We start from the raw sequence: 25,779 nt of genomic DNA, 5'->3' as shown, positions 1-25,779 counted from the left end.
GCGGGAAGCCCGACCCACCGTGATCATCGGGCCTCGAGCAGTTCCGCCTCCGGGGTCGACGTGGAGACGATGGCGGCGTGAACGACCCGATTGCGACCGTCGCGTTTGGCCACGTACAGACGCACATCGGCGGCGCGCAGCAGGTCCGAGCTCTGCTGGCCGTCGGCAGGCGCCAGGGCAATCCCGAGACTCGCGGTCACCGGCAGGGCGCCGGTGATCGGCGACCAGTCGTGATCAGCGATCGAGCGGCAGACCGCCTCGAAACGCCGGTGCGCCTCGGTGGCGTCAATCCCCGGCATGATCAGCAGGAATTCCTCGCCGCCCAGGCGTGCGGCGATGCCGTCGGCCGCGGATGCCGCAGCGGCGATCAGGATGCTGCCCACCTCGCGGAGCACAGTGTCGCCGACCTCATGCGACAGCGTGTCGTTGATGCGCTTGAAGTGATCGAGGTCGACCATGGCGATGGCCACGCTCGGCCCACCCTCGCGCAGGCGCATCAGCGCGGCGCTGAGGTGTTCGTCGACGAACCGGCGGTTGTGCAGCCCGGTGAGCGGATCGCGCTCAGCCAGCTCTCGGTACCGCTCGCTCTCTCGGCGGGACTCCGCGGTCTGGAACATGGCCTCGAGGATGCGCCCGCGCGACTCGTTCTCGCTCGCACCGAGCGCCTCGGACTGTTCGTGGAAGTGCCGGTACGCCTCGAACGCGGCGCGAAAATCGCCGTTGGCCGCATGGATCTCGGCCTGCTCCCTTGCCGCTTCCGTCGACCAGCGGGTGAGCCCGAACCGCTGGGACAGCTCGCGGCACCGGTCGATGACGGTCTGCGCTCGGGCCAGATTGCCCTGCGTGCGATAGATCTCGGCCAGCGTGACCAGGGCCACTGCGGACCCGTCGGGATGCAGGTTGCCCACGGCCGGGTCCATAGCCGGCAGCAGCTTCGCTTCCGCCTCGTCCAGCCGCCCCGCCGTCAGGTAGACGCGCGCGACCGTGTCGAGGGCGTACATGCCGATCTGTCGGTCGCCCACCTCGGACAGGCCGATCAGCTGTTCCACGGCCGCGAGGGCCTCGACCTGGTTGTGGGCCAGGTATTCGGTGTAGGCGAGATTGTTCAGGATGTTGTAGCGGATGATGGTCTCGGGGTCATCGATCACGAGGCGGAGGGCATCGTCGTATCGGCGGCGCGCCTCGTCGAGGGACCCGGCCGAGCCGAGCGCGTCGGCCAGGCACTTGCGGGCGGCTGCACGCATGAGTGGAACCTCCGACTCCTCGAGCAGGTCGTTCGCGGCGACGGCGTGTTCCAGGGCCAGGGCGCGGTCGCCCACCATCTCGAACACGGAACCGAGCACGTCGTGACAGCGCGACTGCAGGGCGAGCTCGCCGTGCTGCTCCGCCCAGCTCAGGATCTGTTGCACGTCAACGGCGCTCTGACTCGGGTCGCCGCGACGGATGCGCACAGCCGCGACGACAACCTGCAGCCGTCGCGCAGTCGCTCCGTGCTCCCCGTCGCCGAACTCGGCGAGCCAGGCCTCGGCGTCCTGGAGGGCGACATTGCGGTCGATCCAGTACTGTCGCTCGACGCCCGCGAGGCGGGCGTCGGTCAGACCCTGTTCGGTCTCCACCACATTGACCTGCTCCCTGACAGGCTGAATGCTGACCGTGAAAAGTCCGTCGGATTCCGCTTCGGGAGCGGGCCGAACACTGTCTAGCGCCAGCCTAGCGCGGGCCGACTCCGCGGCCGGGGGTCTGGGGACCCCCAGCCTGAGGGGGTCAGTCGGGCGCTACCGGCCGGGTTCGCTCGTGCCGGTTTCTTCCTCGCCGGGCAGCGGGCCGAGGGCGCGCATCAGGTCCGCCGGTGCGGCCTGCATGACATGGGGACCGGCGACGTCGAAAAACACCATCTCGAGCACCTGCTGGTGCACGGTGAGGAATTCGCGAAGCCACTGTGCGTCACCGACCATGATCTGCGGATCGATCTCGTCGGGAACCATGCGGGCGTAGTTCTCGGCGGAGGAGAAGAGCAGCAGCATCCGGCGGTCGGTGCCTTCACGGCCGAAGACCCGCACCTGTTCCGCCTGCCCGTTGACGACCAGCTGTGGCACGATCATCACGTCGTTGCGCAGGGCATAGGCCACAGCGACCACATCCTGGGCGGCCAGAGCGGCAGCGAGGGCAGGGGAATGCGTCGGTGGAGTAGCGTCAGTCACGGCTTCCATTCAACCAGTTGGCGCGGTAGTGACACGCCGAATCCGACCCTTGGGGGGCACGCCACGAGCGAACGGCGGCCGGGCCGGTATCAGGAGAGGAAGAACTGCTTCGGGTTCACCGACTCGATGCCGTCGACGCTCACGGTCAGGTTGTAGGCCGCTCCGCCGGCCGGCGCGGCATCGCGGCTGGCTTCGCCGCAGGTGTCCGGGTTCGAACGGGTGCGATCCCAGGCGATCGCTTCGCCGGAACTCACGGGTTCACCCGGCTGCAGGCTGACGTCGGCGTCGCCTGGCTCCTGCTGGCAGTCGGTCGACGTCCAGTAGACATCCGTGCCGCTCGACACCGTGAACACCTGCGTCGCCGTACCCGCGTTCAGCACGCACGGCACGTCGCCGATGTTGGTGACGCTGAGCGAGAGCATCGGCTGCGCCCCCGGTTCGTAGCTGACCGCGTCGGTGGTCGCTTCGATCTGCACGGATGCGGGGTCGCACGCGGCCGGGTCGGCCGCCGGGTCGGAGGCGGAGACCTCCGCTCCGGCCGCCTGGGCCGCGGGCGCCGGAGTGCTGTCGGGCACACCGGTGCCGGCGGCCGGGCGCACGATGGACGAGATGACCAGGATGAGGAGGGCGAGCACGATGAGCAGGCCGAGGCCCACCACGAGACGACGGCGCCAGTACACCTTGCTGGACTGGGGGCCGACCGGATGTTTGATCGTCGACATTACCCAAGGCTAGCGAGGTATACCGACGCCGCCGGCAATGCTGTGCGTGTCGTGCGCGTGTCGGGCGGGAAACGCCGAACCGGCGCGGCCGACCTCGAGAGGCTCGGTTCCGCGCCGGTCCGGTTTGCTCCGGGCGGTACTACCGGCCGCGCGGCGCCTTGTCGACCCTGATCTCGGTCCAGCCGAGCACGTTATCGTTCTCGTCCTGCACGACCAGCTTGTACTTGCCCGCACGGGTGTCGGCCGGCAGGGTCGTTCTGACCTCACCCTGCGCGTTCACCAGCAGCCAGCCGCCCAGGTTCTCCACTGGCTTGGACTGCAGCGATACGGAGACGAACTCACCGGCACGCGCCACTCCGACGTCGACCGTGACCGGGGCACCCGCGGCATACGTGGCCGCGTCCGTGACGATCGCGTTCTTGAGTGCCTTGGTCAGCGCCTTCGGGCTGGCGGCGACCGGTTCAGTCGTCGGCGGAACCGGCACAACGACCGTGATCGGCACCCGCACGATCGTGCCTGACTCCGTGGTGGTGAGTTCGAGCACGCTGTTCGCCGCGGCATCCTGCGGCACCGTGACGGTGACCGTCGCCGCACCCGTTGCGTCAACGGCTGCCGTTCCCAGTCCGGCACTGCTGCCGGCCCAGACCAACGACATTGCCGTGTTCTTCGGCGCGCCGAGCGAGCTCAGGTTCAGGTTGCCCACGGTGAACGTGACCGAGGCGCCGCGCTCGACCGCCACGGTCGGGACACCCGTGACACTGGCCTGGCGGGTGGCGAACGACGGCGTCAGCGGGCTCTTGGCCGTGATGTAGGAGATCCACGCGTCCCGGTCGACGAGACCGGAGTCGCGCGTGCCCGTTCCGTTCTTGAACTCCCGAAAGTTGTCGCCTCCGGTGAGCAAGAAGTTGAACGAGCCGACCCGGTAGGAGCGCGCCGGGTCGATTGCCGAGCCGTTGATCCAGATGCCCGTAATGCGGTCACCCTCGGTCCGGCTCGCGTCGAACGTGTAGTTGACGTTGTCGGAGAGGCCCAGCTGCAGGTACGGACGGCTCGGGATGTTGCCGGCCGCGTCACGCTGCCACTGCTGCTCCAGAACCGTCTTGAACTGGGCCCCGGTGAGGCTGGTCGTCCACAGGTTGTTCAGGAACGGCAGCACCGCGTTGGCCTCGGCGTAGGTGACGACGCCGTCCGGTGCGAGTAGCAGCTCGGCGCGCATGCCGCCGGGGTTGACCACGCCGATTTCGGCGCCGCCCTTGAGCGGGTCAGCCAGCGATTCGCGCAGCGAGTTGGCCACCAAGGTGCCCATCGCCGATGGTGCGGCCCGGTTCTCCGCGCACGGTGCGGTGCCACCGAGGCAGGCGCGGGTGATGTCGGCGGTGACGGAGCCGATCGGCTGGTTGCCGATGACGGCCGCCTGGGCGAGCGCGGCATCCGTGATTGTCTTCACCAAGGCGACCCGCGGGTAGGCGGCGACCAGGGTGGCGTCGGCGGTGACCGAGCGCTTGACGTTCTGGTTCTTCACGGTCGTGGTGTCACCGGAGGCAATGTCGTAGTTCAGCACGACCTGGCCGATGTTCTCACCGTAGTTGCCGGTCTGAAGCACCGGGCGGGTGATGCCGGCGGGCGCACCGGGCAACTGTGCGTTCCACGCGTATTGCTTGTGCGTGTGGCCGGTGAAGATCGCGTCGACTTCGGCTGAGGTCTGCGTGACGATCACTGCGAACGCACTGTCGGTGAGGGCGAGTTCCTGCTCGAGGGTCGCGTTGTCCGGCGTTCCGGCGCTGGCACCCTCGTGGTACTCGGCGATCAGCACGTCGACTTCGCCGTTGGCCGGGTCACCGTCGGTGAGCTGGGCCGAGACCCGGTTGACCGCGGCTACCGGGTCACCGAAGCTCAGGCTGGCGATCCCGTTCGGCGACACCAGCGCCGGGGTCTCCTTGGTGACGGCGCCGATCACACCGACCGAGACGCCGTCGACGTCGAAGATCGCATATTCCTGCATCGCCGGGGTCGTCGTTCCGAGCAGGTAGACGTTCGCGCCGAGGTAGTCGAAGTCGGCGGCGTCGGCGACGCGCCCGGTGAGGTCGGCGAAGCCCTGGTCGAACTCGTGGTTGCCCACGGCCGAGGTCTTGAGGCCGAGCGCGTTCAGCACGTCTATGGTGGGCCTGTCGCCCTGCGACGCCGAGGCGAACAGGGAGGCGCCGATGTTGTCACCGTCGGAGAGGAACAAAGTGGACGCGTCTCCGTATTCCGCGCGGAGCTGCTCGATCGTTCCGGCGAACTTCACCGTATTGCCGTCGATGCGCCCGTGGAAGTCGTTGATGTTGAGCAGGTTGATGTCGACGTCGGTGGGGCTGGCGAGGTCCAAGCCGACGATCGCCGGGTCGTGGTCCGACGAGCGGAACGCGTCGGCCACGTAGAAGTCGGTGACGTTGTTGTTGTAGCGGCTGTACTCGAGCGCAACGGACTCGACCGAGTTGATGTTCCAGACGTCCACATCGGTGACCGCGGCATTTGCCTCGGGTGACGCGAACACGTGGTCGAGCGAGCCGACGGTGCCACCGAAGGCGTAGGTGTACTCGCCGCTCTTGGCCTCCTGGCTGAGGTAGCCCGCGTCGGTGATGACCTTGATCGGGTCTTCCTGGTCGTAGGCGTTGAAGTCACCGGTGAGGAAGACGCGCGCGATGCCGGTACTGGTCTTCAGCGTGTCGGCGAACTTGACGAGCGCGGTCGCCTGGTTCACGCGGGACAGATTCGAGGCTCCCTGGCCGTCGCCGGTGTTGGCGTCGGCGCCGGTTCCAGAACCCTTCGACTTGAAGTGGTTGACGATCGCGAGGAAGCTGCTGCCGGCGTCGCCGACCAACTGGAACGCCTGGGCGAGCGGCTGGCGGGCGTTCACGAACGCGGCGTCGTCGAAGATGGTCGATCCGCCGACGGTTTCGACCGCGGCGGTCTTGTAGATGAATGCGGTGCGGATGACATCTTCGCTGGCCGGGAGGGCGGCCGGTGAGGGTACGAACGCCCAAACCGGGCTGCCCGCGTCGGTGTTCAGGGCGGTGACGAGGTTGGCGAGGGCGAAGTCGCGGTCCTTGCCGAAGCGGGCCGAGTTCTCGATCTCTTCCAGCGTGATGACGTGGGCGTCGAGGGCGTTGATCGCCGAGACGATCTTTGCCTGCTGGCGCTCGAAACTGACCTGGGTGGCCGCGCCGCGGGCGTCGCATCCGCTGTTGACCGTGATCGGTGTGCCGGCCCGGTCGGTGTAGTAGCTGCAGCCGGTGATCGAGTCCCCGGTGGTGGCGAAGTAGTTGAGCACGTTGAAGGTGGCCAGACGGATGTCGCCGCCCACCGATCGAGGTGCCGCGGTGCGGGTGTCGGCGAAGGTTGCGGGCTGCACGGCTGCGGCGGTCGCAGGCACCAGTTCGGTGGTCGGCTGGAACTTCCAGGCACTGTTGCGGAAGTCGAGGATGACCGGCGTCGCGAACGTGACGGCCGCGCCGATGCGCACCGGGCTGGTCGTCGAAAGGTAGGGGACGGGCTTGTCCTTGTTGATGCTGGACAAGAAGTTGGTGGTGGCGCCGTCGTCGAGGGTGACCGCGCGCGCCTTATTGCCGGCGACGGCCGCGGTGTACGCGTCCGTTCCCGGGCGGGCGGTGACGGTCGGGCCGACGAGCGGGGTGGTTCCGGCCGCGAGGCCGATCTCGCCGTACTGGTTGGTCGCGTAGTTGTTGGTGACGGTGAAGTCGCCCTGCGGGGAGACGAGCATGCCCTCGAGAGACTCACGTGCGGCATCCGTTGACGGGAGGCCGACCGTGGCCGGCACCGGGCCGACGATCCCGGCCTTGTCCAACGCGGTCACGTCGCTGAGCGCGGTGATCGTGATCTGGGTGAGGCCGAAGAACTCGCTCGCGGTGCCGGTGACGGAGACGTAGTCGCCTGCCGTGACCGGGGCGGCCAGTGCGTTCGTGTAGACGAAGAGGCCGTCGGACGCGGTGTGCGTGGTCAGGTCGACCGCGCCGCCGGTGCCGGGGGTCTGCAGGTAAAAGCCTTTGAAACCGCCCGTGGGATATGTGGCGGTGACGACGCCGGTCGTCGTGACGACCTTACCGGTCTGGGCGCCGGCATCCGTGGAGCCCTGGATCTCGTTGATCGCAAGGGCAGCGGCAGGCACGGGCGGAGTCGTCGCGGTGGGCGTCGGGGTGGGCGTCGGGGTGGGCGTCGCGGTCGGGTCGACCGGGGTCGCCGCGGCCTCGCCTGCGGCGTTCGTCGGGGTGGGAGCCGCGACGATGAAGTCGGCCGAGTTGACGTCAGTGTCGAGGCCCGTGGCGCGGGTGAGCGCGGTGGTGACGGATGCGGCGGACGCCACCGTGGTCTCGAACGTGAGCGACGTGCCGTAGCCGAGTAGGTCGATGACGCCCGGGGCATTGAGGAGGGATCCCGTGGCCGGGGCCGTCAGCTGCGTGGCCTGGCTGGCGAGGAAGAGGGTTCCGCCTCCGCCGCCGAAAGAGAAGCCGAGGGTGGCGTTGGGGGTGGGCAGCGCCGCGCCGCTGGTCGAGTTGGCCGTTCCCTGCACCAGGTAGTACCCCTTGGCGGGGATCGAGCCGCTCAGTGCAAGCGTGCCGGACGGGTTCGCCGCGCCTGTGGCCGACCGATACTGCAGCGAGGTGCCGTCGAGGGAGACGGCAGCGTCCGTGGGGTTGTAGAGCTCGACGAACTTGTTGAGGTAGGTCGCTCCCGTGCTGCCGCCGTTCAGGTAGGCCTCGTTGATCACGACCCCGGTGCCGCCGACGTCGGCGAAGGCGGGCAGGGCCACCAGGGGGCTGGCGACCAGCCCCACTCCGAGTAGAGCAGAAAAAGCCAGTTTCAGACGGCTGTTCGGTGCAGGCGACATAGTTTTCCTCAGCTATTAACGATCGACAGTGATCGCCATGCTACGGACGCGGTGTTGCCAGTGCGCTACCTGCGAAGTAACAATCAGTGAATTTGAGCGTTTCGCTCGGATGAGCAGAAATCTCCAGAACTACCCTCACCTGAGCGGCACCTGAACGGGTAGTCTCTCGCTGTCTTCTGCCCACTGCGGTCAGCTTTCAGACGGTCAGTCGAGCCGCTTGACCATCCGGGTGTTGCCGAGCGTGTTCGGCTTGACCCGGGCCAGATCGAGGAACTCGGCGACACCCTCATCGTGCGAGCGCACGAGCTCGGCGTACACTTGCGGGTCGACCGTTTCGGAGCCCATGTCGGTGAAGCCGTGCCGGGCGAAAAATGGCACCTCGAAGGTCAGGCAGAAGAGGCGGCTGAGCCCGAGCTCGCGAGCATCCGCTTCGAGCCGGTCCATCAGCGCGTGGCCGACGCCGTGGCCGAGCCGGTCGGCGGTCACGGCGAGGGTGCGCACCTCGCCCAGGTCCTCCCACATCACGTGCAGGGCGCCGCAGCCGATCAGAGTGCCGTCGGCATCCTCGACCACCCGGAATTCCTGCACCGCCTCATAGAAGACGACGCTTTCCTTGCCGAGCAGAATGCGCTCCTGCACCAGCGGCGCCACGAGCGCCTGGATTCGGGGCACATCGGTGGTGCGTGCCCGGCGCACCAAAAACTCCTGCATTCGCTGTCCACCGATCTCTCTCGGTTCACTCACGCGAACCAACCAGCTCAGTCTAGGCAGCTGTGGGGGGAGCGAATTCGACGGAGATTTTGCCGAACCTGCCCGTTTTGAGCCCGAAACAGGCCCGCAGGAGCAAAATCTCCGCCGAATTCGTCAGGGAGTCGGGGCCGGGCGAGCACGAGACAGGGCCCGGCGGATGTTTCCGCCGGGCCCTGTCCAACGGGTTACCGCTACTCGCTGGTCACCGCGAGGTCGGGTGAGCCCGGCCCCGTGCCGATTGCGGCCGTGGTGTTGACGCCGACGGCTACGGCGGAGGCGCGCACCGTCGTGGTGAAGATGTACTCCCCACCCACGTAATCCACGTGCACGTGGTCGCCGGCGTTGAGCTCGCCCTGCAGGATCTTTTCCGACAGGCGGTCCTCCACCTCGCGCTGGATCGCACGGCGCAACGGACGGGCACCGAGTGCGGGGTCGAAGCCGACCTCGATCAAGTGCTCCTTCACGGCGAGGGTCAGGTCCACGGTCATGTCGCGGTCGAGCAGGCGCTCGCTCAAGCGCTTGATGAACAGGTCCACGATCTGGAGCAGTTCCGGCTTGGTCAGCTGCGGGAAGACGATGATCTCGTCCACGCGGTTGAGGAACTCGGGCTTGAAGTGCTTCTTCAGCTCCTCTTTCACCTTGCCGCTCATCCGGTCGTAACCGGTGGACGTGTCACCCTCGAGTTGGAAACCGACGGGCGCGCCGCTGATGTCCTTGGTGCCGAGGTTCGTGGTCATGATGATCACGGTGTTCTTGAAGTCGACGACGCGACCCTGGCCATCCGTCAATCGGCCCTCTTCAAGAATCTGCAGGAGCGAGTTGAAGATGTCAGGGTGGGCCTTCTCGATCTCGTCGAACAGCACCACGGAGAACGGCTTGCGGCGCACCTTCTCGGTGAGCTGGCCGCCCTCTTCGAAGCCGACGAACCCGGGAGGGGCGCCGAACAGTCGGGACACGGTGTGCTTCTCGCCGTACTCACTCATGTCGAGGGAGATCATGGCGGCCTCGTCGTCGAAGAGGAACTCGGCGAGCGCCTTGGCCAGCTCGGTCTTTCCGACGCCGGTGGGGCCCGCGAAGATGAACGAACCGCTCGGGCGCTTCGGGTCCTTCAGTCCGGCACGGGTGCGACGGATGGTTTTGGCGAGCGCCGAGATGGCCTCTTCCTGACCGATGACGCGCTGGTGCAGCGCCTTCTCCATGAAGACGAGCCGCGAGGACTCCTCCTCGGTGAGTTTGAAGACGGGGATGCCGGTGGCCTGGGCCAGAACCTCGGCGATCAGGCCCTCGTCGACGACGGCGGTCGTCTTGACATCGCCCGACTTCCACTTCTTCTCGAGGCGCAAACGCTCGCCGAGGAGGTTTTTCTCCTCGTCGCGCAGGCCGGCGGCCTTCTCGAAGTCCTGCTCCTCGATGGCGGTCTCCTTGGCGGCGCGCACCACGGCGATCTTCTCGTCGAATTCGCGCAGCTCGGGCGGGCTGGACAGGATCGACAGGCGCAGGCGGGCGCCGGCCTCGTCGATCAGGTCGATGGCCTTGTCCGGCAGGAACCGGTCGGAGACGTAGCGGTCGGCCAGGTTCGCCGCGGCCACGAGAGCGCCGTCGGTGATCGAGACCTTGTGGTGCGCCTCGTACCGGTCGCGCAGCCCCTTGAGGATATTGATGGTGTGGGGCAGAGACGGCTCGGCCACCTGGATCGGCTGGAAGCGTCGCTCGAGCGCGGCATCCTTCTCGAAGTGCTTGCGGTACTCGTCGATCGTGGTGGCACCGATGGTCTGCAGCTCGCCTCGGGCGAGGAGAGGCTTCAGGATGCTGGCCGCGTCGATGGCGCCCTCAGCGGCACCGGCACCGACGAGGGTGTGGATCTCGTCGATGAAGATGATGATGTCGCCGCGGGTGCGGATCTCCTTGGTGACCTTCTTCAGCCGCTCCTCGAAGTCACCGCGATAGCGGCTTCCGGCGATGAGCGAGCCGAGGTCGAGCGAGTAGAGCTGTTTGTCTTTCAGCGTCTCGGGTACATCGCCCTTGACGATGGCCTGGGCGAGACCCTCGACGACGGCGGTCTTGCCGACTCCGGGCTCACCGATCAGAACCGGGTTGTTCTTGGACCGGCGGGACAGGATCTGCATGACCCGCTCGATCTCCTTCTCGCGCCCGATGACCGGGTCGAGTTTGTTGTCGCGGGCGGCCTGCGTGAGGTTGCGCCCGAACTGGTCGAGAATCTGGCTGCCCGCCGGACCGCTCGCCTGCTCGTTCGCGCCGACCTGCACCTGCTCCTTGCCCTGGTAACCAGAGAGGAGCTGGATGACCTGCTGGCGCACCCGGTTGAGGTCGGCGCCGAGCTTGACGAGCACCTGGGCAGCAACGCCTTCACCCTCGCGGATGAGGCCGAGCAGAATGTGCTCGGTGCCGATGTAGTTGTGGCCGAGCTGCAGTGCTTCGCGCAGGCTCAGTTCGAGAACCTTCTTGGCGCGCGGCGTGAACGGGATGTGCCCCGTCGGCTGCTGCTGGCCCTGACCGATGATGTCCTGCACCTGCTCACGCACGGCGTCGAGGGAAATACCCAGGCTCTCGAGGGCTTTGGCCGCAACTCCCTCGCCTTCGTGGATCAGGCCGAGCAGGATGTGCTCAGTACCGATGTAGTTGTGGTTGAGCATTTTGGCCTCTTCCTGGGCCAAAACAACGACGCGTCGAGCTCGGTCGGTAAATCTCTCAAACATGTGATCGCTCCCTTGGCGCCCGGGCAGTTGTGGCGCCGATACATCGAGAGTAACGAGCGAACCCTGAAATGAGTGCCTCTGTTCGCCGCAGGCGTGACGGATGTCGTCGCGCACCGGCTCCGACCTCGTCACCTTCGGCCGATTTCGGAAGGTGTGGCGGGCGATCTCGACCGCACGTGGCGGCCTCGTCGGCCGAACAGGTGGTGACCTCGGATGCGATCGCCACCGCCTAAGAAGAGGCGCTGCGGCTCAGCCAGACGCAGGTCATCGCCGCGCTGCAGGCCGCCAGCTGTGCCGACCGCATCATCCTCCTGGCCGATGGTCGCGTGGTCGATGACCGCGGCCGGTCCACCGCCGAGCAAATCAGCACCATGTTGCCGAGCATGGAAGCACGATCGGCGCGGTGAGACGACGGAGGGCCGTGATCCGGGGCACCGACGGTCTGATGACGGTCGGGCCGCTGCCCCCCGGAATTGCGGGTGCACGGAATCGTCGGACTGCGTGTCGCAGACGCCTCGATTTTGCCCTCGGCAATGTCCGGCATCACGGATGCCGCCGTCGTCGCCATCGCGGAACGCGCTGCTGCCCTCATCCCGGGTAGCCGTGCGGCGGCGCACGCGCGGATACCCAACGAAGGATCGGTTGGCCTACTCCGGCTTGAGGATGACTTTGGTCCAACCGTTGGTGCGTTCGCCAAAGTTCTTGTAGGCATCCGCGGCTTTGCTGAGGGGGATCTCGTGGGAAACGATCCAGGATGGCTTGGCTTTGCCCGCGGCGATCAGGTCGCGCAACTGCCGATTGTACTTCTTCACCGGGCATTGGCCACTCCCGATATTTTGGCCCTTGAGCCACTGCAGGCCGTAGTCAATGGCAATCTTGCCCTGCTTGGCGTTCTCGTCGAAGCCGCCGGGATCTGCCGGCAGGAAGACGCCGACAACGCCGATGCCCCCGGTGATGCGCACGGACTGAACCAACCGGTTCAGAGTCATGGCGGGATCTTCGGTGCCCTGAGGATCGTGGGCCTGATAGCCCACGCATTCACAACCCCGGTCCGCGCCGATCCCCTTGGTTTGGTCTAGTACGAACTGAACCGGGTCCGTCTTCGAATCATCAACGGCGATCGCGCCGATCTGCTCGGCGAGGGCCAGCCGGTCTGGGCGTCGGTCCACAACCCAGACTTTGCTTGCGCCCTTGATCGTCGCCGACAGGGCGGCCATCAGCCCGACCGGACCCGCACCATAAATCACCACTGTGTCGCCGGGGATCACGCCGGCCATTTCGGTAGCGTGGTAGCCGGTAGGGAAGATGTCCGACAGCATCACGTAATCGTTTTGTTTTTCTATGGCGTCTTCACCCAGGCGCAGGCAGTTGTTGTCGCCGTAGGGCACACGCAGCATTTGGGCCTGCCCGCCCGGATACGGACCCATTCCCGCGAAGCCGTAGGCGGCGCCCGCGCCGACCGGGTCTGGTTGCGTGGTCATGCAATAGTTGGTGAAACCGCGTTCGCAATTCTTGCAAAACCCGCAGGAAATATTGAATGGCAGCACGACCCGATCGCCGACCTTGACGGCGTCGACGCCGTTTCCGATCTCGATGACCTCACCCATGTTCTCGTGACCAAAGGTGCGCCCGACCTCGAAATCGGTGCGTCCCTCGTACATGTGCAAATCGGAACCGCAAATATTTGTCGCTGTGATGCGAACAAGAACGTCAGTGGGGCGTTCGATCTTGGCATCCGGAACGTCTTCAACGTTGACCGCGTTGGGGCCTTTATAAACGACTGCTTTCATTTCTTTCACTCCCTAAATTTTGACCATGAAAGACGGAAGATCCGCCCTCACTTTCGGAGGTGCATTTACGGTGAATGTCCGGGCAGAGTCTCAGGCTGCGCGGAAAATGTGCATATCCCAGATCTATCACGATCGCACATGACCCGCCACTGCGAGGATGCGACCGAATTCGGGTTGCGCGTTGCCCCCTGCCAGTGCCAGGGGTGCCTCGTCGACACCACGAGGTGGGCACCGAGGTGGGCACCGAGGCATTCTCTCTTACGACGGAACGGCCGCTAGCCGTTCGGCTATCGGGCGTTCAGCGACCCCCGCGTCAGAACGTATGTGAAATCGTCGGTCAAGCGCTATTGTCCCGGTCTGGTCATTCGGCGACGCGAGTCGCGTCAATTCCAGAGCGGTCTGCATAGCTGGTCGATTGCACGAACCGTCCAGGAGGCGCGCGTTGAGCCGGATGGCTCAAGGACGTTCAGGTTCATTCCAGAGTTGAACGCATCCGGCGGACAGGTCATTGGTTCGACGGCGAGTCCAATTCTGTCGATCGAGGGTACTAATTGATCAGCCGTATGCACCTGAACCCAAGGGCATTCGGGACCCCAGATCATTTCCACTCCACTGCCCGCGGTCGTCGTCAATCGAAGTGTCGCCATGCCTTCATCGTCCCGGTCGAAGCCAGTGAATGCATGGTCGATGAAGGTGTCATCGATAGTCCGCGGCGTGCGGAAGTCAAACACGGCAAGATCACCAGCATCGAGATCACAGAGGTGAAGGGGAATGAGGCGGTCATGAGTCACGGTCAGGATTCGCTGGGCTGCGAGCTCCAGCGTCCAGTCGTTGACGCGGCCATCGCCGGCAACAAGGTACGGGTGCGGAGCGACGCCAAAAGGGGCGGAATTTGGACCGGCATTCACTGCCGTAACTGCCGTTCGAAGGCCACCGGCGTCAAGCGCAAAATCCACCTCCAGCGTCACCCGGTGGGGGTATCCAGGCTGCGCTTCGACGGTTGCCGCGAGGACGAGCCGATCGGCCGCCTGCCTGACCACTGCAAAGTTCAACCAGGACACGAGTCCATGGAGAGCGTGACCCCTCGACGGCTCGGTGATGCTGAGCTGTTGCTCGACACCACCGAATGTGTACTTTCCATCCACGACTCGGTTCGGCCACGGCGCCAGGATGGCGCCGCGAAAGAAAGGTCGCACCCCAATTGGGTTACTCGGGGGTCAGGACCCGAGGAATGTCGGCGTCCCATTCGGTCTCGGCAACGTGAAGTGCGCGGTACGTGTAGTCCGTGTCCCACCCGTGGAAGACGAGATAGTCCTTGCCATTCAGACCAAAGACCAGGTCTTGGCCACCAGGGCCGCGATATAAGCCCCCCGACCCTTCGGTCGAGAGGATCGGACCCGTTTCCTTCGTCCACGGGCCATCGATTGAGGCAGCCGTTGCAGCACCGACCGCATATCGGTCGTCTCCGTAAGAGTTAGCGGAGTAGAGCATCAGGAGTCCTGTACCTCGGACCACAATGGTGGGAGCCTCGACAAGGTTGCCCTCCCAATCCTCGGTTTGCTTCAGGATCCTGATGGGATCGCCCGTGATGCTGAGCCCGTCGGGAGAGAGCGTGGCCGCCTGAATCCAGGTGTCGAGGTCGCAACAGTTACCGTCATTTTTCCAGACGAGGTACAAGGCGTCGTCGATGAGCACGGTGCTTGCATCGATCGCGCCGCCTTCGTCTTCTGGACAGATGATCATGGCGTCGCTCTGAACGATGAACGGTCCGGCCGGGTCGCTGGCAGTGGCTACACCAATGCACTGCAGCGTTGGCGCAAAATTCGTCGCCGTGAAGTACATGACGAATGAATCATCGGCGAGTCTCGTCACCTCAGGCGCCCAGGTCTTTCCCGGAATAATCCAGCTTGGGAGATCCGGCAACGCGTCCGGTAACACCTCCCAATCGAGGAGATCGGTGGAGGAGGCGACCTGCACGTTGCGGTTGTTGTCGTTGGTGGCATACGCGAAATAAGTGCCGTCGACCTCCACCACGTCGGGGTCTGCGAAATTCGTGTTGAGTACCGCAGCGCCTGCTGCGGTAGACGCCGGAGGTGCCGAGTGCTCCGGAGCCGCCGTGCAGCCACTCACCGCGAAGGCGGTCATGATGGCTCCAGCCACACACGCTACCGCTGCGCGGCGAGCAGAGGTCAACACGTGCTATCCCTTCACTCCGGAGCGAGAAACGCCCTCGATAATAAAGCGCTGGAGGAAGATGAACAGCGCCAGCACGGGCACGCTCGCGACAACCGCGCCGGCCATCAAAAGGTCGTAGCGCACCGCATTTGCGGACTGAAGCGTGGACAGTCCAGCTGGCAGTGTTTGTATCTCCGGGCTGAACAAGACGTAGACGGGCCAGAGGAAGTCGTTCCAGTTGCCGAGGAAGGCGAGCAGCGCGAGTGTTGCAAGTGCGGGTTTGGCGAGCGGCAGAACCACTTGCATGAAGATGACGAATCGGTTCGCCCCATCGAGCCGGGCGGCCTCCTCTAACTCGATCGGCAGGCCGACGAAGAACTGTCGCATGAAGAACACTCCGAATGCGGACGCCGCCGTGGGAATGATGATCGCGACGAGCGAGTTGAGCCACCCCAGTTCGCTCACGATGAGGTAGTTGGGAATCACCAGGATTACCGGCGGCACCAGCAATGTCGCGACGATGATGACGAAGACGAAATTCTTGCCGCGAAACTGCATTCGTGCGAGCGGATACGCCGCCAATGACGCCGTGACGACGACGAGCGTGGCATTGAGGGCGGCTGCGACCATGCTGTTTGCGAACCATTGCAGCACCGGAGTCGCAGTCCCGGGAGCGAGGATAGACGCGAAAGCTTGGACGGAAATCGGATTGGGAATCCACGCCGGTGGAATAGCCGTTGCGTCAGCCCGGGTCTTGAAGCTGGTCACGATCATGAAGATGATCGGGCTGATGAACGCGATTGCGATCGCGCCGAGAACGACGACCCGAGTGATTGTGCCACTCCGTCGACGTGCACTGCGTGCACGGGAACCGGCACTGATCCTGGTCGTGAGAGCGTTCACGAGCGCACCTCCTTCTTGAGCTTCTTGGGCTGTTTCTCGCGAAAGATGTAGAAGACAAAAGCACTGATCGCCATGAGGAATACGGTCAGGACATAACTCATCGCTGCGGCGCTGCCCATCTGAAAGTTGCGCAGACCCGCGTCGGCGATCTGATATATGGCCGTGCGCGTTTCACGTCCGGGGCCGCCCTGAGTCATGAGATAGGACTGGCCAAACATGTTGGCGGATGCAAGAAGGGTGATGATCGTGATGAACGAGAGGATGGGCTTCAGCCCGGGGATCGTCACGTGCAGGAACTGCATCCACGGTCCGGCCCCATCAACACGTGCGGCTTCGTAGAGTTCGATCGGGATGTCCTGAAGGCCGGCAAGGTAAATGACGGCGTTGAATCCGAGCGTCCACCAGACGGTCACTCCCACAAGCGCGACCCAGGCCGCGGGCGTCGTTGTTGTCCAAGCGGTGTCATCCGGAAGTCCTAGGAGTCCCAGATAGTGGTTCACCAGCCCGATGTTGTTGTCGAGCAGGTATCGCCACAGCACCGAGATGACGGCGACGCCGAGTACGTAGGGGGCGAAGTAGATTGCTCGGAGAAAGTCCCGTCCGGGAAACTTCCTGCTCATGAGTAAGGCAACGGCGAGCGGGACGATCAGGAGCAATGGCACGCTGAGTACCGTGAAGATGCCGGTGGCCCGCATGGACCCCCAGAACGGGCCAAAAACCGTCGATCCGGGTGAGAACAAGGCGACGTAGTTGTCGAGGCCGACAAAGGGTTTGTTCGGCAACGTGTAGTCCCAGGAATGAAGACTGATCCACACCCCTAAAACTGCCGGGAGGACGACGAAGCTGCCAAACAGAAGCAGGTAGGGGGCAAGGAATAGCCAGGGGGTGGCTACCCCCTGCCGCCGAGTGCCCGCTCGCACTCCACGATTCTTCTGCGACTCCGGGTCGGAGGCCGAGGGGCGGCGCGCCCTCCCCAGGGGGAGGGCGCGCTCACCGACCTTCGTCGACACTGGTCAGTCCCCGAACGAGGCTTTGTTGTCGGCCATGAGTTTCGTCGCCGTGCCGGCGGCTTTTTTGAGCGCGTCACTCGGCGTCGTCGTTCCCTGAACCCCGTCGGCGACTGCGATTTCGAGGGTCTCGGCCTGAACCCCACCGATCCCGGGAATGGGCGGCAAGAAACGCATCGAATCGATCGTTGCCGCGATTGCTTCCTGCGGCAGGCCGTCGAGGGCACCCGCATCACGCACCGACTGGCGAGCGGGGATCATGCCCGAGCCTGCCCACTCGGCGGACTGCTCGCTCATCCAGGCGATGAACACCTTCGACGCGTTGACCTTGTTCTGGTCCGCGTTTGCCTGGCGGGGAAGGAAGAAGTTATGGGAGTTGGCCCATACGGCATCCGTGTCACCAATTGTGGGGACCGGGGCGACCGCGTAAGGCAGACCGGACTCGGCGAGATCGTTGATCTGCCAGATGCCGTCCCATGTGATCGAGGTCTCACGATTCTTGAAGGCGACGTACTGAGAGTCGATGGCGACGTCACTCGGGCTGTAACCGTCGTCCACGATGGAGCGCTGCCACTCAAGTGCCTCTACCCCGGCTGCTGAATCAAACGTTGCCCCGTCGTCACCATATGGTTCACCGTCGTTCTGCCACAGCACGGAGAGGTTCATGAGGTGGCTCGGCCACCGCGTCGGCATCCAGAATGGAGTTTCGTACCCAGCTGCTTTGAGCTTGTCGAGCGCATCCTGGAAGGAAGCCGCGTCGGTCGGGGCACCTTCGATCCCAGCGGCGGCGAAATGTTCGGTGTTGTAGTACATGGCCAGTGAATGCACATCGAGCGGAATGCCGTATCGGGCGTCCTTATAGACGCCGGCACTCCAGACTTCGTCGGTGAAGTCATCTGACGTGAGACCCAAGTCCTCGGCGAGATCGTCGATCGGTACGATGACGTTTCGCGCGGCATTCGACGCGAGCTGGTCCAGGTGCATCACGCCGACGTCGGGACCCTCGCCGGCGGTCACCGCTGCGGGCAGTCTCTGGTAGAAGTCGGTCCACTGCATCGTGTTCGAGACAACCGTGATGTTGTCATGCTCAGCATTGAAGTCGGACACCATCTTCTCCATGAACGGACCGTCCCCGCCGGTGAAGCCGTTCCAGTAGGACAGCTCCACTTCAGGTCCGGTGTATTCACCGGTGAAGGGCTCACTCGCCGCCTGCCCGGTTCCGCCCGCAGAGCATCCGGCCAGTACCAGCATGAGTGCGGCACCGAGAGCTGTGGCCCCAATCACTCGCCGCCCCAGGAAGTCTTTCTGCTTCATGATCGTTCGTCCTCCTCATCGAAAACATCGCTCCGCGACTCATGCGCGAAGCGGGCCGCCCATTCCCCGCACCAATCGGAGCGGCAGACGAGCGCCTTCCGTCAATGTACAGCGCTAGAAAGATGTTTGTCTAGTCTGCGAGGATCCGCGACAAACGCCGTTTCCAGCGCCTGGCCACAGTCGCCTTAGGATGGACCGGACGGGACGGGACAAACATGGCAAGGGTTCGACTAATAGACGTCGCGGAGCTCGCGGGCGTATCCATGAAGACCGTCTCAAACGTCGTTCACAACTATCCTCACGTGGCCCCGGCGCTCCGCGAGAAGGTGCAAGCGGCAATTGACCAGCTCGGCTACCGACCCAACCTTACGGCGCGGCGTCTGGCTACCGGAAGAACCGGAATGATCGCCCTGGCAATCCCCGAAATCGACCACCCGTACTTTTCGGAACTCTCCCGTCACATTGCCGAAGAAGCAACTCGACGAGGATACCGAGTCATCATCGAGCAGACCTTGAGCGATCCCGTCGCGGAACGGGCGGTACTCAGCGATCGGGAGGCTGGGCTGGTCGACGGCGTGATCTTTCACCCCGTCCGCATGGAATCGCTCGACATTGCGAAGCTCGATCCTGGCACTCCGCTGGTCTTGCTCGGCGAGGCGGCCATGCCTGTCATGACAGACCACGTGATGATCGACAACATCTCGGCCGCTCTCGATGCCACGCGGCACCTCTTAGCGAGAGGATGTCGACGCATCGCTTTTCTCGGTGTCATAGCGGCGGACATCACTGGTTCGACGAATCAGCGCCTTCTCGGCTACCAACAGGGTCTCCTGGAGGCCGGGGTCCAGCTGGATCCCGAGCTGGTATTCACGGCCTTGGAATTCACGGCTGAAGCAGGCCTTCGTTCGGTTGCCGAGGCGATTGAGCGCGGGGTGTGTTTTGACGGCGTGGTCAGCCGCGACGACCGGTTCGCGATCGGAGCATTGAAAGCCCTCCATGATTCCGGGCGATCGGTACCCGCAGATGTGGCCGTGGTCGGTTGGGACAACACCTTCCTGGCCGCGTACACGTCCCCGACACTCACCTCCGTGGCGCCGAGGAAGACCGCTATCGCCGCGGCTGCTTTCGATCTCCTCGAGGAACGAATCGCTGGATACCGGGGGGTTGGCCGCCACAGGATCGTGGGGCATTCACTCGAGGTGCGCGAGAGCGCTCCATTTGCTCCTTGACGCCTCGACCGACACTCAGACTTTACAGCGCTGTAATTTGGCGGCATGATTGCGGTATGTCGCGTTCTCTCCCGATTTCTGCCAGTGCCCAGGGTGGCGTGTATCCCCGCCCGCAACTTGTCCGCCCGAATTGGCAAGATCTCGCCGGCGAGTGGGCATTCGAACACGACGATCACGACATCGGCAGAAGCGAGAAGTGGTTCGCAAACCCTGCACACCTTGGCCGGGTCATCACTGTTCCGTTTCCGCCTGAGTCGGAGATGTCAGGAATCGCCGAGCCGGGCTTCCATCCCGTTGTCTGGTATTCCCGCATCATCAGCCCCGAAGACCTGGCCGCGAGCGGACTGTCCCGCGGGCGTGACCGAGTGGTGTTGCATTTTGGGGCGGTCGACTACCGCGCATCTGTGTGGATCGATGGCCAGTTCATCGGGTCCCACGAGGGCGGCCAGACGCCATTCTCCTTTGACATCACCGAAGCTCTGTCGCCCCAAGAGGACTGCGTGCTCGTGGTTCGTGCCGAGGATGACCCCCACGACGTAGCTCAGCCGCGGGGCAAACAGGATTGGCTTGAGGATGCGCACGTCATTTGGTACCACCGCACTACGGGGATTTGGCAACCGGTCTGGCTCGAGTCTGTGCCGGATCAGCGCATCACGGCACTGCGTTGGATTCCAAACGTGCCGGCTGGGGACGTCGCGATCGAGGTGGAGCTGACGCGGCGACCGGCGCCGAGCGTTACTGTTCAGGTGGAACTGTCCATCGCGGGCGAAATTCTCGCCCGGCAGTCTTTCTTGGCCGTTGAGCCGCGATCACAGGCAACCATTCAGATTTCTCGGCAGGCGAACGGTCAGGCCTGTGAAGCTCTCCTCTGGTCACCGGAAAACCCACGACTGATTGACGCGCATGTCTCGATCATTGCTGACGACGGAAGCATTCTCGACGAGTCCTTCTCCTATTTCGGGCTTCGCAGCGTCGGTGTCGCGGGCGGCAGGTTCCTGCTCAATGACCGACCGTACTTCGTACGATCGGTGCTGGAGCAGGGCTACTGGCCGCAGTCGCACCTCGCTGCGCCCTCGGCCGAAGCTCTGCGAGCCGAAGTGGAACTCATCAAGGCCCTCGGGTTCAACGCCGCGAGAGTCCATGAAAAGGTCGAGGACCCTCGATTCCTCTATTGGGCGGACCGGCTCGGCTTGCTCATTTGGGGTGAAATGGGCAGCACCTACGAGTTCTCTTCGGAGGCAGTATCGCGAGTCACCCGCGAATGGACCGAAGTAGTGCGCCGCGACCGATCGCATCCGTCAATCGTCACCTGGGTTCCCCTCAACGAGAGTTGGGGTGTTCAACAGATCGCACACGACGACGCCCAGTTGAGCTTCGCCCAGTCGCTCTACCACCTGACTCGCGCGCTCGATCCGAGCCGCCCCGTCATCTCCAATGACGGCTGGGAACACGCCATATCTGACATCCTCACAATCCACGACTATGCCGGCACGGCCGAGCAGCTCGACGCCAATTACAAGGACATCGACGCCATCCGATCCCTCGTTGCGGGTATGGGTCCGGCAGGCCGTCGCCTGCAGCTCATCCCCCGCGAGGTCGATGGCCAGTCGATCATGGTCACTGAATTCGGCGGGGTCAGCTTCGCGCCCGATGCTGCCGATGACTCGTGGGGCTACACGACAGCGACAAGCCATGAGGACTTCGAAAATCGTGTATCAGGTCTCGTGGGAAGCCTTCGGGACAACCCGATCCTCTCGGGCTTTTGTTACACCCAGCTGACGGACACAATGCAGGAGACCAACGGCCTGACCGACGCGAACCGGGAGCCCAAACTGCCGATCGCCGTCATTCGCAGCATCGTATCCGGGGAGAACGCACCCCTTCCCCGGGTGGCGCGGGTCGCTGCGTCGAGCCTGCACCCAGCCACCGGCTGAGGACGACTACGACCGGCTCCACGCACTCGGTCTCAGTGAGTGCACGCAGGTATTTAGATCGGGCGTGGAGTTGTGCCTCTGCTCGAGCTTCAGCGAGTCCGACGACGGCCGCACAGGCAGCCGTGGCGACGATGTCCAGCAGGAACCCGGAGACGGCGCTTTCGAACCGCGCGCCCCGGGTTCGGAACCAGCCAAGTCGACCGGCATAAAGCCCCTGTGCGGGAGAAAGATTTGTGCGATCACCTCGACCCGGATCTGCGTCGCCAGGTGAGCCAGGAAGAAAACCAGAGCGATCACGCTCGCCAGAACGGATGCTCCAGCAGCACCGGGAGCAAGAACTTGAACGTTGCGAGAATGAGCGCAAGCGTACTATGCACACACGCCTCTGCACGGGCACCGGCCAAAAACACGTTTCACCCGCACCCCCGAACGAATTCGACGGAGATTTTGGCAAAAGCGGTTAGGTTAGCTCGAAAAACCTCCCTCTTTCCCAAAATCTCCGTCGAATTGGTTCACCACCGAACCGAGCTCCTGGTCGTGCGGTCTCCGGCTCGTGAACGCCTGTTGGGCACGTCGCGCATCGTCGAGGGAGTGCCCCCTCGACCACCGCCTTATTGGGTGAGGCGAGGTGCCGGGGCTCGGAGCCGAGCCGGACGCCGCTACTGCACCGCGGAGGTCAGCCGGGCGAGATTGTCGAGCACCGTGGAGCGCAGCGGCTGCTTCATCCATTCCGCCAGGGTGAGTTCACGGCTGTCCTCCCGGTAGCCGTCTTCCACCGCCCGCAACTGCTGCACGAAGGAGCGTCCGCGCACCATCATCGATACCTCGAAGTTGAGGCTGAACGAGCGCATGTCCATGTTGCTCGACCCGATCACGGCCACCTCGTCGTCGATCGTGAAATGCTTGGCGTGCAGCACGTAGGGAGCCTTGTACAGGTAGATCTTCACGCCCGCCCGAAGCAGCTCCTCATAGTAGGAGCGCTGCGCGTGGTAGACGAGGGCCTGGTCGCCGACCTCGGAAACGAACAACTCCACCCGCAGCCCGCGCTGAGTGGCCGTCGTGATGGCGTACATGATCGACTCGTCTGGCACGAAGTACGGGCTCGTGATGATGATGCGCTCCTGTGCATAGTAGAGCAGAGCGAGGAACAGACGCAGGTTGTTCTCGCCCTCGAAGCCGGGTCCGCTGGGCACGACCTGGCAGTCCAGGGAGTGCGGCACAACCTCGGTTGACACCGGCTGGATGTCCCGGGTCAGAAGGTCGTTGGTCTCGCTGTACCAGTCGGTGATGAAAATCGCGTTGAGACCCGACACGATCGGTCCCTCGACCCGCGTCATCAGGTCTTTCCACTTCAGGCCGCGACGGATGTTCCCCGGCATGTTGTACGTGCGGTCGATGACGTTCTGCGACCCCATGTAACCGACCGTGCCGTCGATGATCAGCACCTTACGGTGGTTGCGCAGATCCGGCCGTTGCCACTTTCCCTTGAGCGGCTGCAGCGGCAGCAGGAGCTCCCACTTCACGCCGGAGTCGGTGAGCCGGCGCAGCGTCTCGCGGTAGCCGAGCTTGCGCATCGACTGGATATGATCCATCAACACGCGCACGGTCACGCCGCGCTTGACGGCGTTTTCGAGGGCGTCGAAGAATGGTGCCGTGGTCGGATCCAGGGAAAGAATGTAGAACTCGACGTGCACGAAATTGAGGGCCCGATCGATGTCCGTGACCATCTCGGCGAACGTGCCCTCATAGTCGCCGAGCAGGCGGGCCTCGTTGCCGCCGACCAGCGGCATCGCCCCCAGATTGCGGTTGAGTTCGACGACCGAGTCGAGCCAGAGCGGCCACGGATGATCGCGACGCACCTGATCGATTCCCTCGGTGCTGTCGAGGATGAACTGGTTGATCTCCTCCTGCATTTCCAGTCGCTTTTTCGGCAGGGTTCGGTAGCCAATGAGCAGGAAGAGTAAGGCGCCGATGAAGGGCAGGAAGAAGATCGTTAGCAGCCACGCCATGCCCGATGTCGGCCGACGGTTGCGAGGAACGACGACGATTGCCACCACGCGAATGGAGAAATCGACCACCAGGGCGATCACGAGGATGATGGTCGAGATGTCGATGCCGAACATTCGGTGCTACGTAACCGGTTTATCGAGCCCGAGCTTGGCGCGCTCTTCCGCCTCGATCCGGGCGTAGACCTTACGCTCCGTGCGGTCCGCCCGCACGATGGAACGCATCACGATCCAAAAGATCAGCCCGACGGCGACGGTGGGCAGGAGCGCCCAGAAAGCGCTGACCCAGAAGTTATCCATGATGTCTCCAACGATACGGGAAAACGGCGGGCGGGCGCGCGGCGTTTACGTGTTCAGCAGCCCTGCGATACCGGTTCCGATTGCGTAGATCCCGGTTCCCCCGACGCCGACCCAGATCGAGATTTCGAGCAGGGACGGACGACGACGGACGCGCGGGATCGGTTGGCCGGGCACAGGCTCGCCGGGCACAGGCTCGCGAGGCGGATTCGACCTCATCGGATGATCATTTCACCAGTGGGAACAGGATGGTCTCCCGGATTCCCAGCCCGGACAGCGCCATCAGCAAACGGTCGATGCCCATGCCCATGCCGCCGGTCGGCGGCATCCCGTGCTCGAGGGCCCGCAGGAATTCCTCGTCGAGGCGCATGGCCTCGGGGTCGCCGCCGGCGGCGAGGCGCGCCTGTTCGACGAAGCGCTCACGCTGCACGACCGGGTCGACGAGCTCGGAGTAGCCGGTGGCCAGCTCGAAGCCGCGCACGTACAGGTCCCACTTCTCGACCACCCCGGCCACACCCCGGTGGCCGCGCACGAGCGGGCTGGTGTCGATCGGGAAGTCCAGCACGAACGTGGGGCGGGTCAGGCCGCCCTTCACGAAGTGCTCCCACAGCTCCTCGACGTACTTGCCGTGGATGGGGTGGTCGATATCGAGCCCCTCCGTGTCGGCGAGCACCTTCAAGTCGGCGAGCGGGGTGGCCGGCGAGATCACGTAGCCCACGGCCGCGGACAGGCTGTCGTACATGCCGATGCGGTCCCAGTCGCCGCCCAGGTCGAATTCGGTGCCGTCGGCCCAGGTCACCACGTGCGAGCCGGCGATGGCGAACGCGGCATCCTGAATCAGTTTCTGGGTGAGGTCGGCGATCGAGTTGTAGTCGCCGTAAGCCTCGTAGGCCTCCAGCATCGCGAACTCCGGCGAGTGGGTGGAGTCGGCGCCCTCGTTGCGGAAGTTGCGGTTGATCTCGTAGACCCGGTCGATGCCGCCGACCACGGCGCGCTTGAGGAACAGCTCCGGCGCGATCCGCAGGAAGAGGTCGGTGTCGAACGCGTTGCTGTGGGTCGTGAACGGGCGAGCGGATGCGCCACCGTGCATGACCTGCAGCATCGGCGTCTCAATCTCGATGAAGCCCCGCTCCGTGAAGGTGTGGCGCAGGCTAGCGACGGTCTGCGAGCGCTGGATCACGCTGCGGCGGGCCTGCTCGCGAATGATCAGGTCGAGGTACCGACTGCGCACGCGGGTCTCCTCGCTGAGCGCGGTGTGCAGGTTCGGCAGCGGCAGCAGCGCCTTGGCGGCGACCTGCCACTCCGACGCCATGACGGAGAGCTCGCCGCGGCGGGAGGAGATGACCTCGCCGGAGACGAAGAGGTGGTCGCCGAGGTCGACGAGGTCTTTCCAATCGGCGAGGGATTCCTCCCCCACCGCCCCCAGGGAGATCATGGCCTGGATGCGGCTGCCGTCCCCGGACTGCAGGCTCGCGAAACAGAGCTTGCCGGTATTGCGCAGGTGCACGACGCGGCCGGCGAGGCCGACGATGACGCCGGTGACGGCATCCGCTTCGAGGTCGCCGAACTGCGCACGCACGGCGGGGATCGTGTCGGTGACGGGCACGGACACCGGGTAGGCGCCGCCGGCGGGACTGGTCGCGGCGGCGTTCAACCGTTCACGCTTGGCCAGGCGCACGACCTTCTGCTCGTTGGTCTCGGCCTCCGCCGCTGCGGCGGCCACGATTTCGGCCTCGGTCGGTGCTGGGTTCTGCTCGCTCATGCGGTTCTCCGTGGCAGGTGGCGGCCGGGCGATGCCCGGCGCTCCCGCGCGTGCTCATTGATGTGACGACGTGTTGATGAAAGG

The 25,779-nt window shown here is 64.5% G+C and carries 17 protein-coding genes and 1 pseudogene; 3 read left to right on the top strand and 15 right to left on the bottom strand.

From position 1 onward, the window contains the following. Positions 1-23 precede the first annotated feature (23 nt). From E3O47_RS10225 to E3O47_RS10200, 6 genes are all read right to left on the bottom strand, one after another. The gene (locus E3O47_RS10225) at positions 24-1,619 is read right to left on the bottom strand and encodes a GGDEF domain-containing protein (RefSeq protein ID WP_134420417.1); all 1,596 of its coding nucleotides are present in this window, start codon (positions 1,617-1,619) and stop codon (positions 24-26) included. 156 nt (positions 1,620-1,775) lie between these two features. Continuing rightward, complete coding sequence (locus E3O47_RS10220) at positions 1,776-2,201, bottom strand: dehydrogenase (protein WP_233191481.1); 426 nt, start codon at positions 2,199-2,201, stop codon at positions 1,776-1,778. Positions 2,202-2,290: 89 nt separating this feature from the next. Then, positions 2,291-2,923, bottom strand: a complete 633-nt coding sequence (locus tag E3O47_RS10215; RefSeq protein ID WP_134420415.1) for a hypothetical protein — start codon at positions 2,921-2,923, stop codon at positions 2,291-2,293. A gap of 139 nt (positions 2,924-3,062) precedes the next feature. Next, positions 3,063-7,811: an ExeM/NucH family extracellular endonuclease gene (locus tag E3O47_RS10210; protein ID WP_134420413.1), complete on the bottom strand. Its 4,749-nt coding sequence runs from the start codon at positions 7,809-7,811 to the stop codon at positions 3,063-3,065. A gap of 204 nt (positions 7,812-8,015) precedes the next feature. Next, positions 8,016-8,522 carry an amino-acid N-acetyltransferase gene (locus E3O47_RS10205; RefSeq protein WP_104102407.1) on the bottom strand — a complete coding sequence of 169 codons (507 nt, stop codon included), beginning with the start codon at positions 8,520-8,522 and terminating at the stop codon, positions 8,016-8,018. Between the two features lie 230 nt (positions 8,523-8,752). Beyond that, positions 8,753-11,278: an ATP-dependent Clp protease ATP-binding subunit gene (locus tag E3O47_RS10200; RefSeq protein ID WP_104102410.1), complete on the bottom strand. Its 2,526-nt coding sequence runs from the start codon at positions 11,276-11,278 to the stop codon at positions 8,753-8,755. Positions 11,279-11,757: 479 nt separating this feature from the next. Here E3O47_RS10200 and E3O47_RS16810 point away from each other — a divergent pair. Further along, a pseudogene (locus E3O47_RS16810) lies at positions 11,758-11,847 on the top strand (GMC oxidoreductase); the annotation flags it as partial. A 78-nt stretch (positions 11,848-11,925) separates the two neighbouring features. On the opposite strand, the gene E3O47_RS10190 reads toward E3O47_RS16810, so the two are convergent. The 6 genes from E3O47_RS10190 to E3O47_RS10165 all read right to left on the bottom strand — a co-directional run bounded on the left by E3O47_RS10190 (position 11,926) and on the right by E3O47_RS10165 (position 18,467). After that, the gene (locus tag E3O47_RS10190; protein ID WP_134420437.1) at positions 11,926-13,068 is read right to left on the bottom strand and encodes a glutathione-independent formaldehyde dehydrogenase; all 1,143 of its coding nucleotides are present in this window, start codon (positions 13,066-13,068) and stop codon (positions 11,926-11,928) included. Positions 13,069-13,451: 383 nt separating this feature from the next. Then, positions 13,452-14,264, bottom strand: coding sequence for an aldose 1-epimerase family protein (locus E3O47_RS10185; protein WP_277870371.1), 813 nt, complete (start codon positions 14,262-14,264; stop codon positions 13,452-13,454). A 10-nt stretch (positions 14,265-14,274) separates the two neighbouring features. Beyond that, positions 14,275-15,213 (bottom strand): glycoside hydrolase family 43 protein, encoded by a 939-nt coding sequence (locus E3O47_RS10180; protein WP_134401782.1) that lies wholly within the window; start codon positions 15,211-15,213, stop codon positions 14,275-14,277. 54 nt (positions 15,214-15,267) lie between these two features. Beyond that, positions 15,268-16,017 (bottom strand): carbohydrate ABC transporter permease, encoded by a 750-nt coding sequence (locus E3O47_RS10175; protein ID WP_104102706.1) that lies wholly within the window; start codon positions 16,015-16,017, stop codon positions 15,268-15,270. Positions 16,018-16,142: 125 nt separating this feature from the next. Further along, positions 16,143-17,066: a sugar ABC transporter permease gene (locus tag E3O47_RS10170; RefSeq protein ID WP_241976901.1), complete on the bottom strand. Its 924-nt coding sequence runs from the start codon at positions 17,064-17,066 to the stop codon at positions 16,143-16,145. A gap of 93 nt (positions 17,067-17,159) precedes the next feature. After that, entirely contained in the window at positions 17,160-18,467 is a 1,308-nt protein-coding gene (locus E3O47_RS10165) for an ABC transporter substrate-binding protein (protein WP_134401783.1), read from the bottom strand. 215 nt (positions 18,468-18,682) lie between these two features. On the opposite strand from E3O47_RS10165, the gene E3O47_RS10160 reads away from it, so the two are divergent. Both E3O47_RS10160 and E3O47_RS10155 read left to right on the top strand, forming a co-directional pair. Continuing rightward, positions 18,683-19,696, top strand: coding sequence for a LacI family DNA-binding transcriptional regulator (locus tag E3O47_RS10160; protein ID WP_104102425.1), 1,014 nt, complete (start codon positions 18,683-18,685; stop codon positions 19,694-19,696). Further along, the gene (locus tag E3O47_RS10155; RefSeq protein WP_347232586.1) at positions 19,693-21,630 is read left to right on the top strand and encodes a sugar-binding domain-containing protein; all 1,938 of its coding nucleotides are present in this window, start codon (positions 19,693-19,695) and stop codon (positions 21,628-21,630) included. Before E3O47_RS10160 ends, E3O47_RS10155 begins: the two co-directional genes overlap by 4 nt. A gap of 659 nt (positions 21,631-22,289) precedes the next feature. Here E3O47_RS10155 and cls read toward each other — a convergent pair. The 3 genes from cls to lysS form a co-directional block, all read right to left on the bottom strand. Next, complete coding sequence (cls, locus tag E3O47_RS10150) at positions 22,290-23,753, bottom strand: cardiolipin synthase (RefSeq protein ID WP_104102434.1); 1,464 nt, start codon at positions 23,751-23,753, stop codon at positions 22,290-22,292. Between the two features lie 6 nt (positions 23,754-23,759). Next, entirely contained in the window at positions 23,760-23,936 is a 177-nt protein-coding gene (locus tag E3O47_RS16005; RefSeq protein ID WP_166784554.1) for a hypothetical protein, read from the bottom strand. A 223-nt stretch (positions 23,937-24,159) separates the two neighbouring features. After that, on the bottom strand, positions 24,160-25,695 hold the full coding sequence (gene lysS, locus E3O47_RS10145) for a lysine--tRNA ligase (RefSeq protein WP_134420409.1): 1,536 nt from the start codon (positions 25,693-25,695) through the stop codon (positions 24,160-24,162). Positions 25,696-25,779: the final 84 nt, after the last annotated feature.

Source organism: Cryobacterium sp. TMT2-17-1 (assembly GCF_004402765.1).
Lineage (GTDB): Bacteria > Actinomycetota > Actinomycetes > Actinomycetales > Microbacteriaceae > Cryobacterium > Cryobacterium sandaracinum.
Note: the sequence above shows the minus strand (reverse complement) of the source record. Positions and strands in the feature narration are given on the sequence as shown.

Coding starts and splice junctions, on each gene's coding strand:
- E3O47_RS10215 (WP_134420415.1), bottom strand. CDS start 2,923: ATGTCGACGATCAAACATCCGGTCGGCCCCCAGTCCAGCAAGGTGTAC.
- E3O47_RS10210 (WP_134420413.1), bottom strand. CDS start 7,811: ATGTCGCCTGCACCGAACAGCCGTCTGAAACTGGCTTTTTCTGCTCTA.
- E3O47_RS10205 (WP_104102407.1), bottom strand. CDS start 8,522: ATGCAGGAGTTTTTGGTGCGCCGGGCACGCACCACCGATGTGCCCCGA.
- E3O47_RS10200 (WP_104102410.1), bottom strand. CDS start 11,278: ATGTTTGAGAGATTTACCGACCGAGCTCGACGCGTCGTTGTTTTGGCC.
- E3O47_RS10190 (WP_134420437.1), bottom strand. CDS start 13,068: ATGAAAGCAGTCGTTTATAAAGGCCCCAACGCGGTCAACGTTGAAGAC.
- E3O47_RS10180 (WP_134401782.1), bottom strand. CDS start 15,213: ATGACCGCCTTCGCGGTGAGTGGCTGCACGGCGGCTCCGGAGCACTCG.
- E3O47_RS10175 (WP_104102706.1), bottom strand. CDS start 16,017: ATGATCGTGACCAGCTTCAAGACCCGGGCTGACGCAACGGCTATTCCA.
- E3O47_RS10165 (WP_134401783.1), bottom strand. CDS start 18,467: ATGAAGCAGAAAGACTTCCTGGGGCGGCGAGTGATTGGGGCCACAGCT.
- E3O47_RS10160 (WP_104102425.1), top strand. CDS start 18,683: ATGGCAAGGGTTCGACTAATAGACGTCGCGGAGCTCGCGGGCGTATCC.
- cls (WP_104102434.1), bottom strand. CDS start 23,753: ATGTTCGGCATCGACATCTCGACCATCATCCTCGTGATCGCCCTGGTG.
- E3O47_RS16005 (WP_166784554.1), bottom strand. CDS start 23,936: ATGGATAACTTCTGGGTCAGCGCTTTCTGGGCGCTCCTGCCCACCGTC.
- lysS (WP_134420409.1), bottom strand. CDS start 25,695: ATGAGCGAGCAGAACCCAGCACCGACCGAGGCCGAAATCGTGGCCGCC.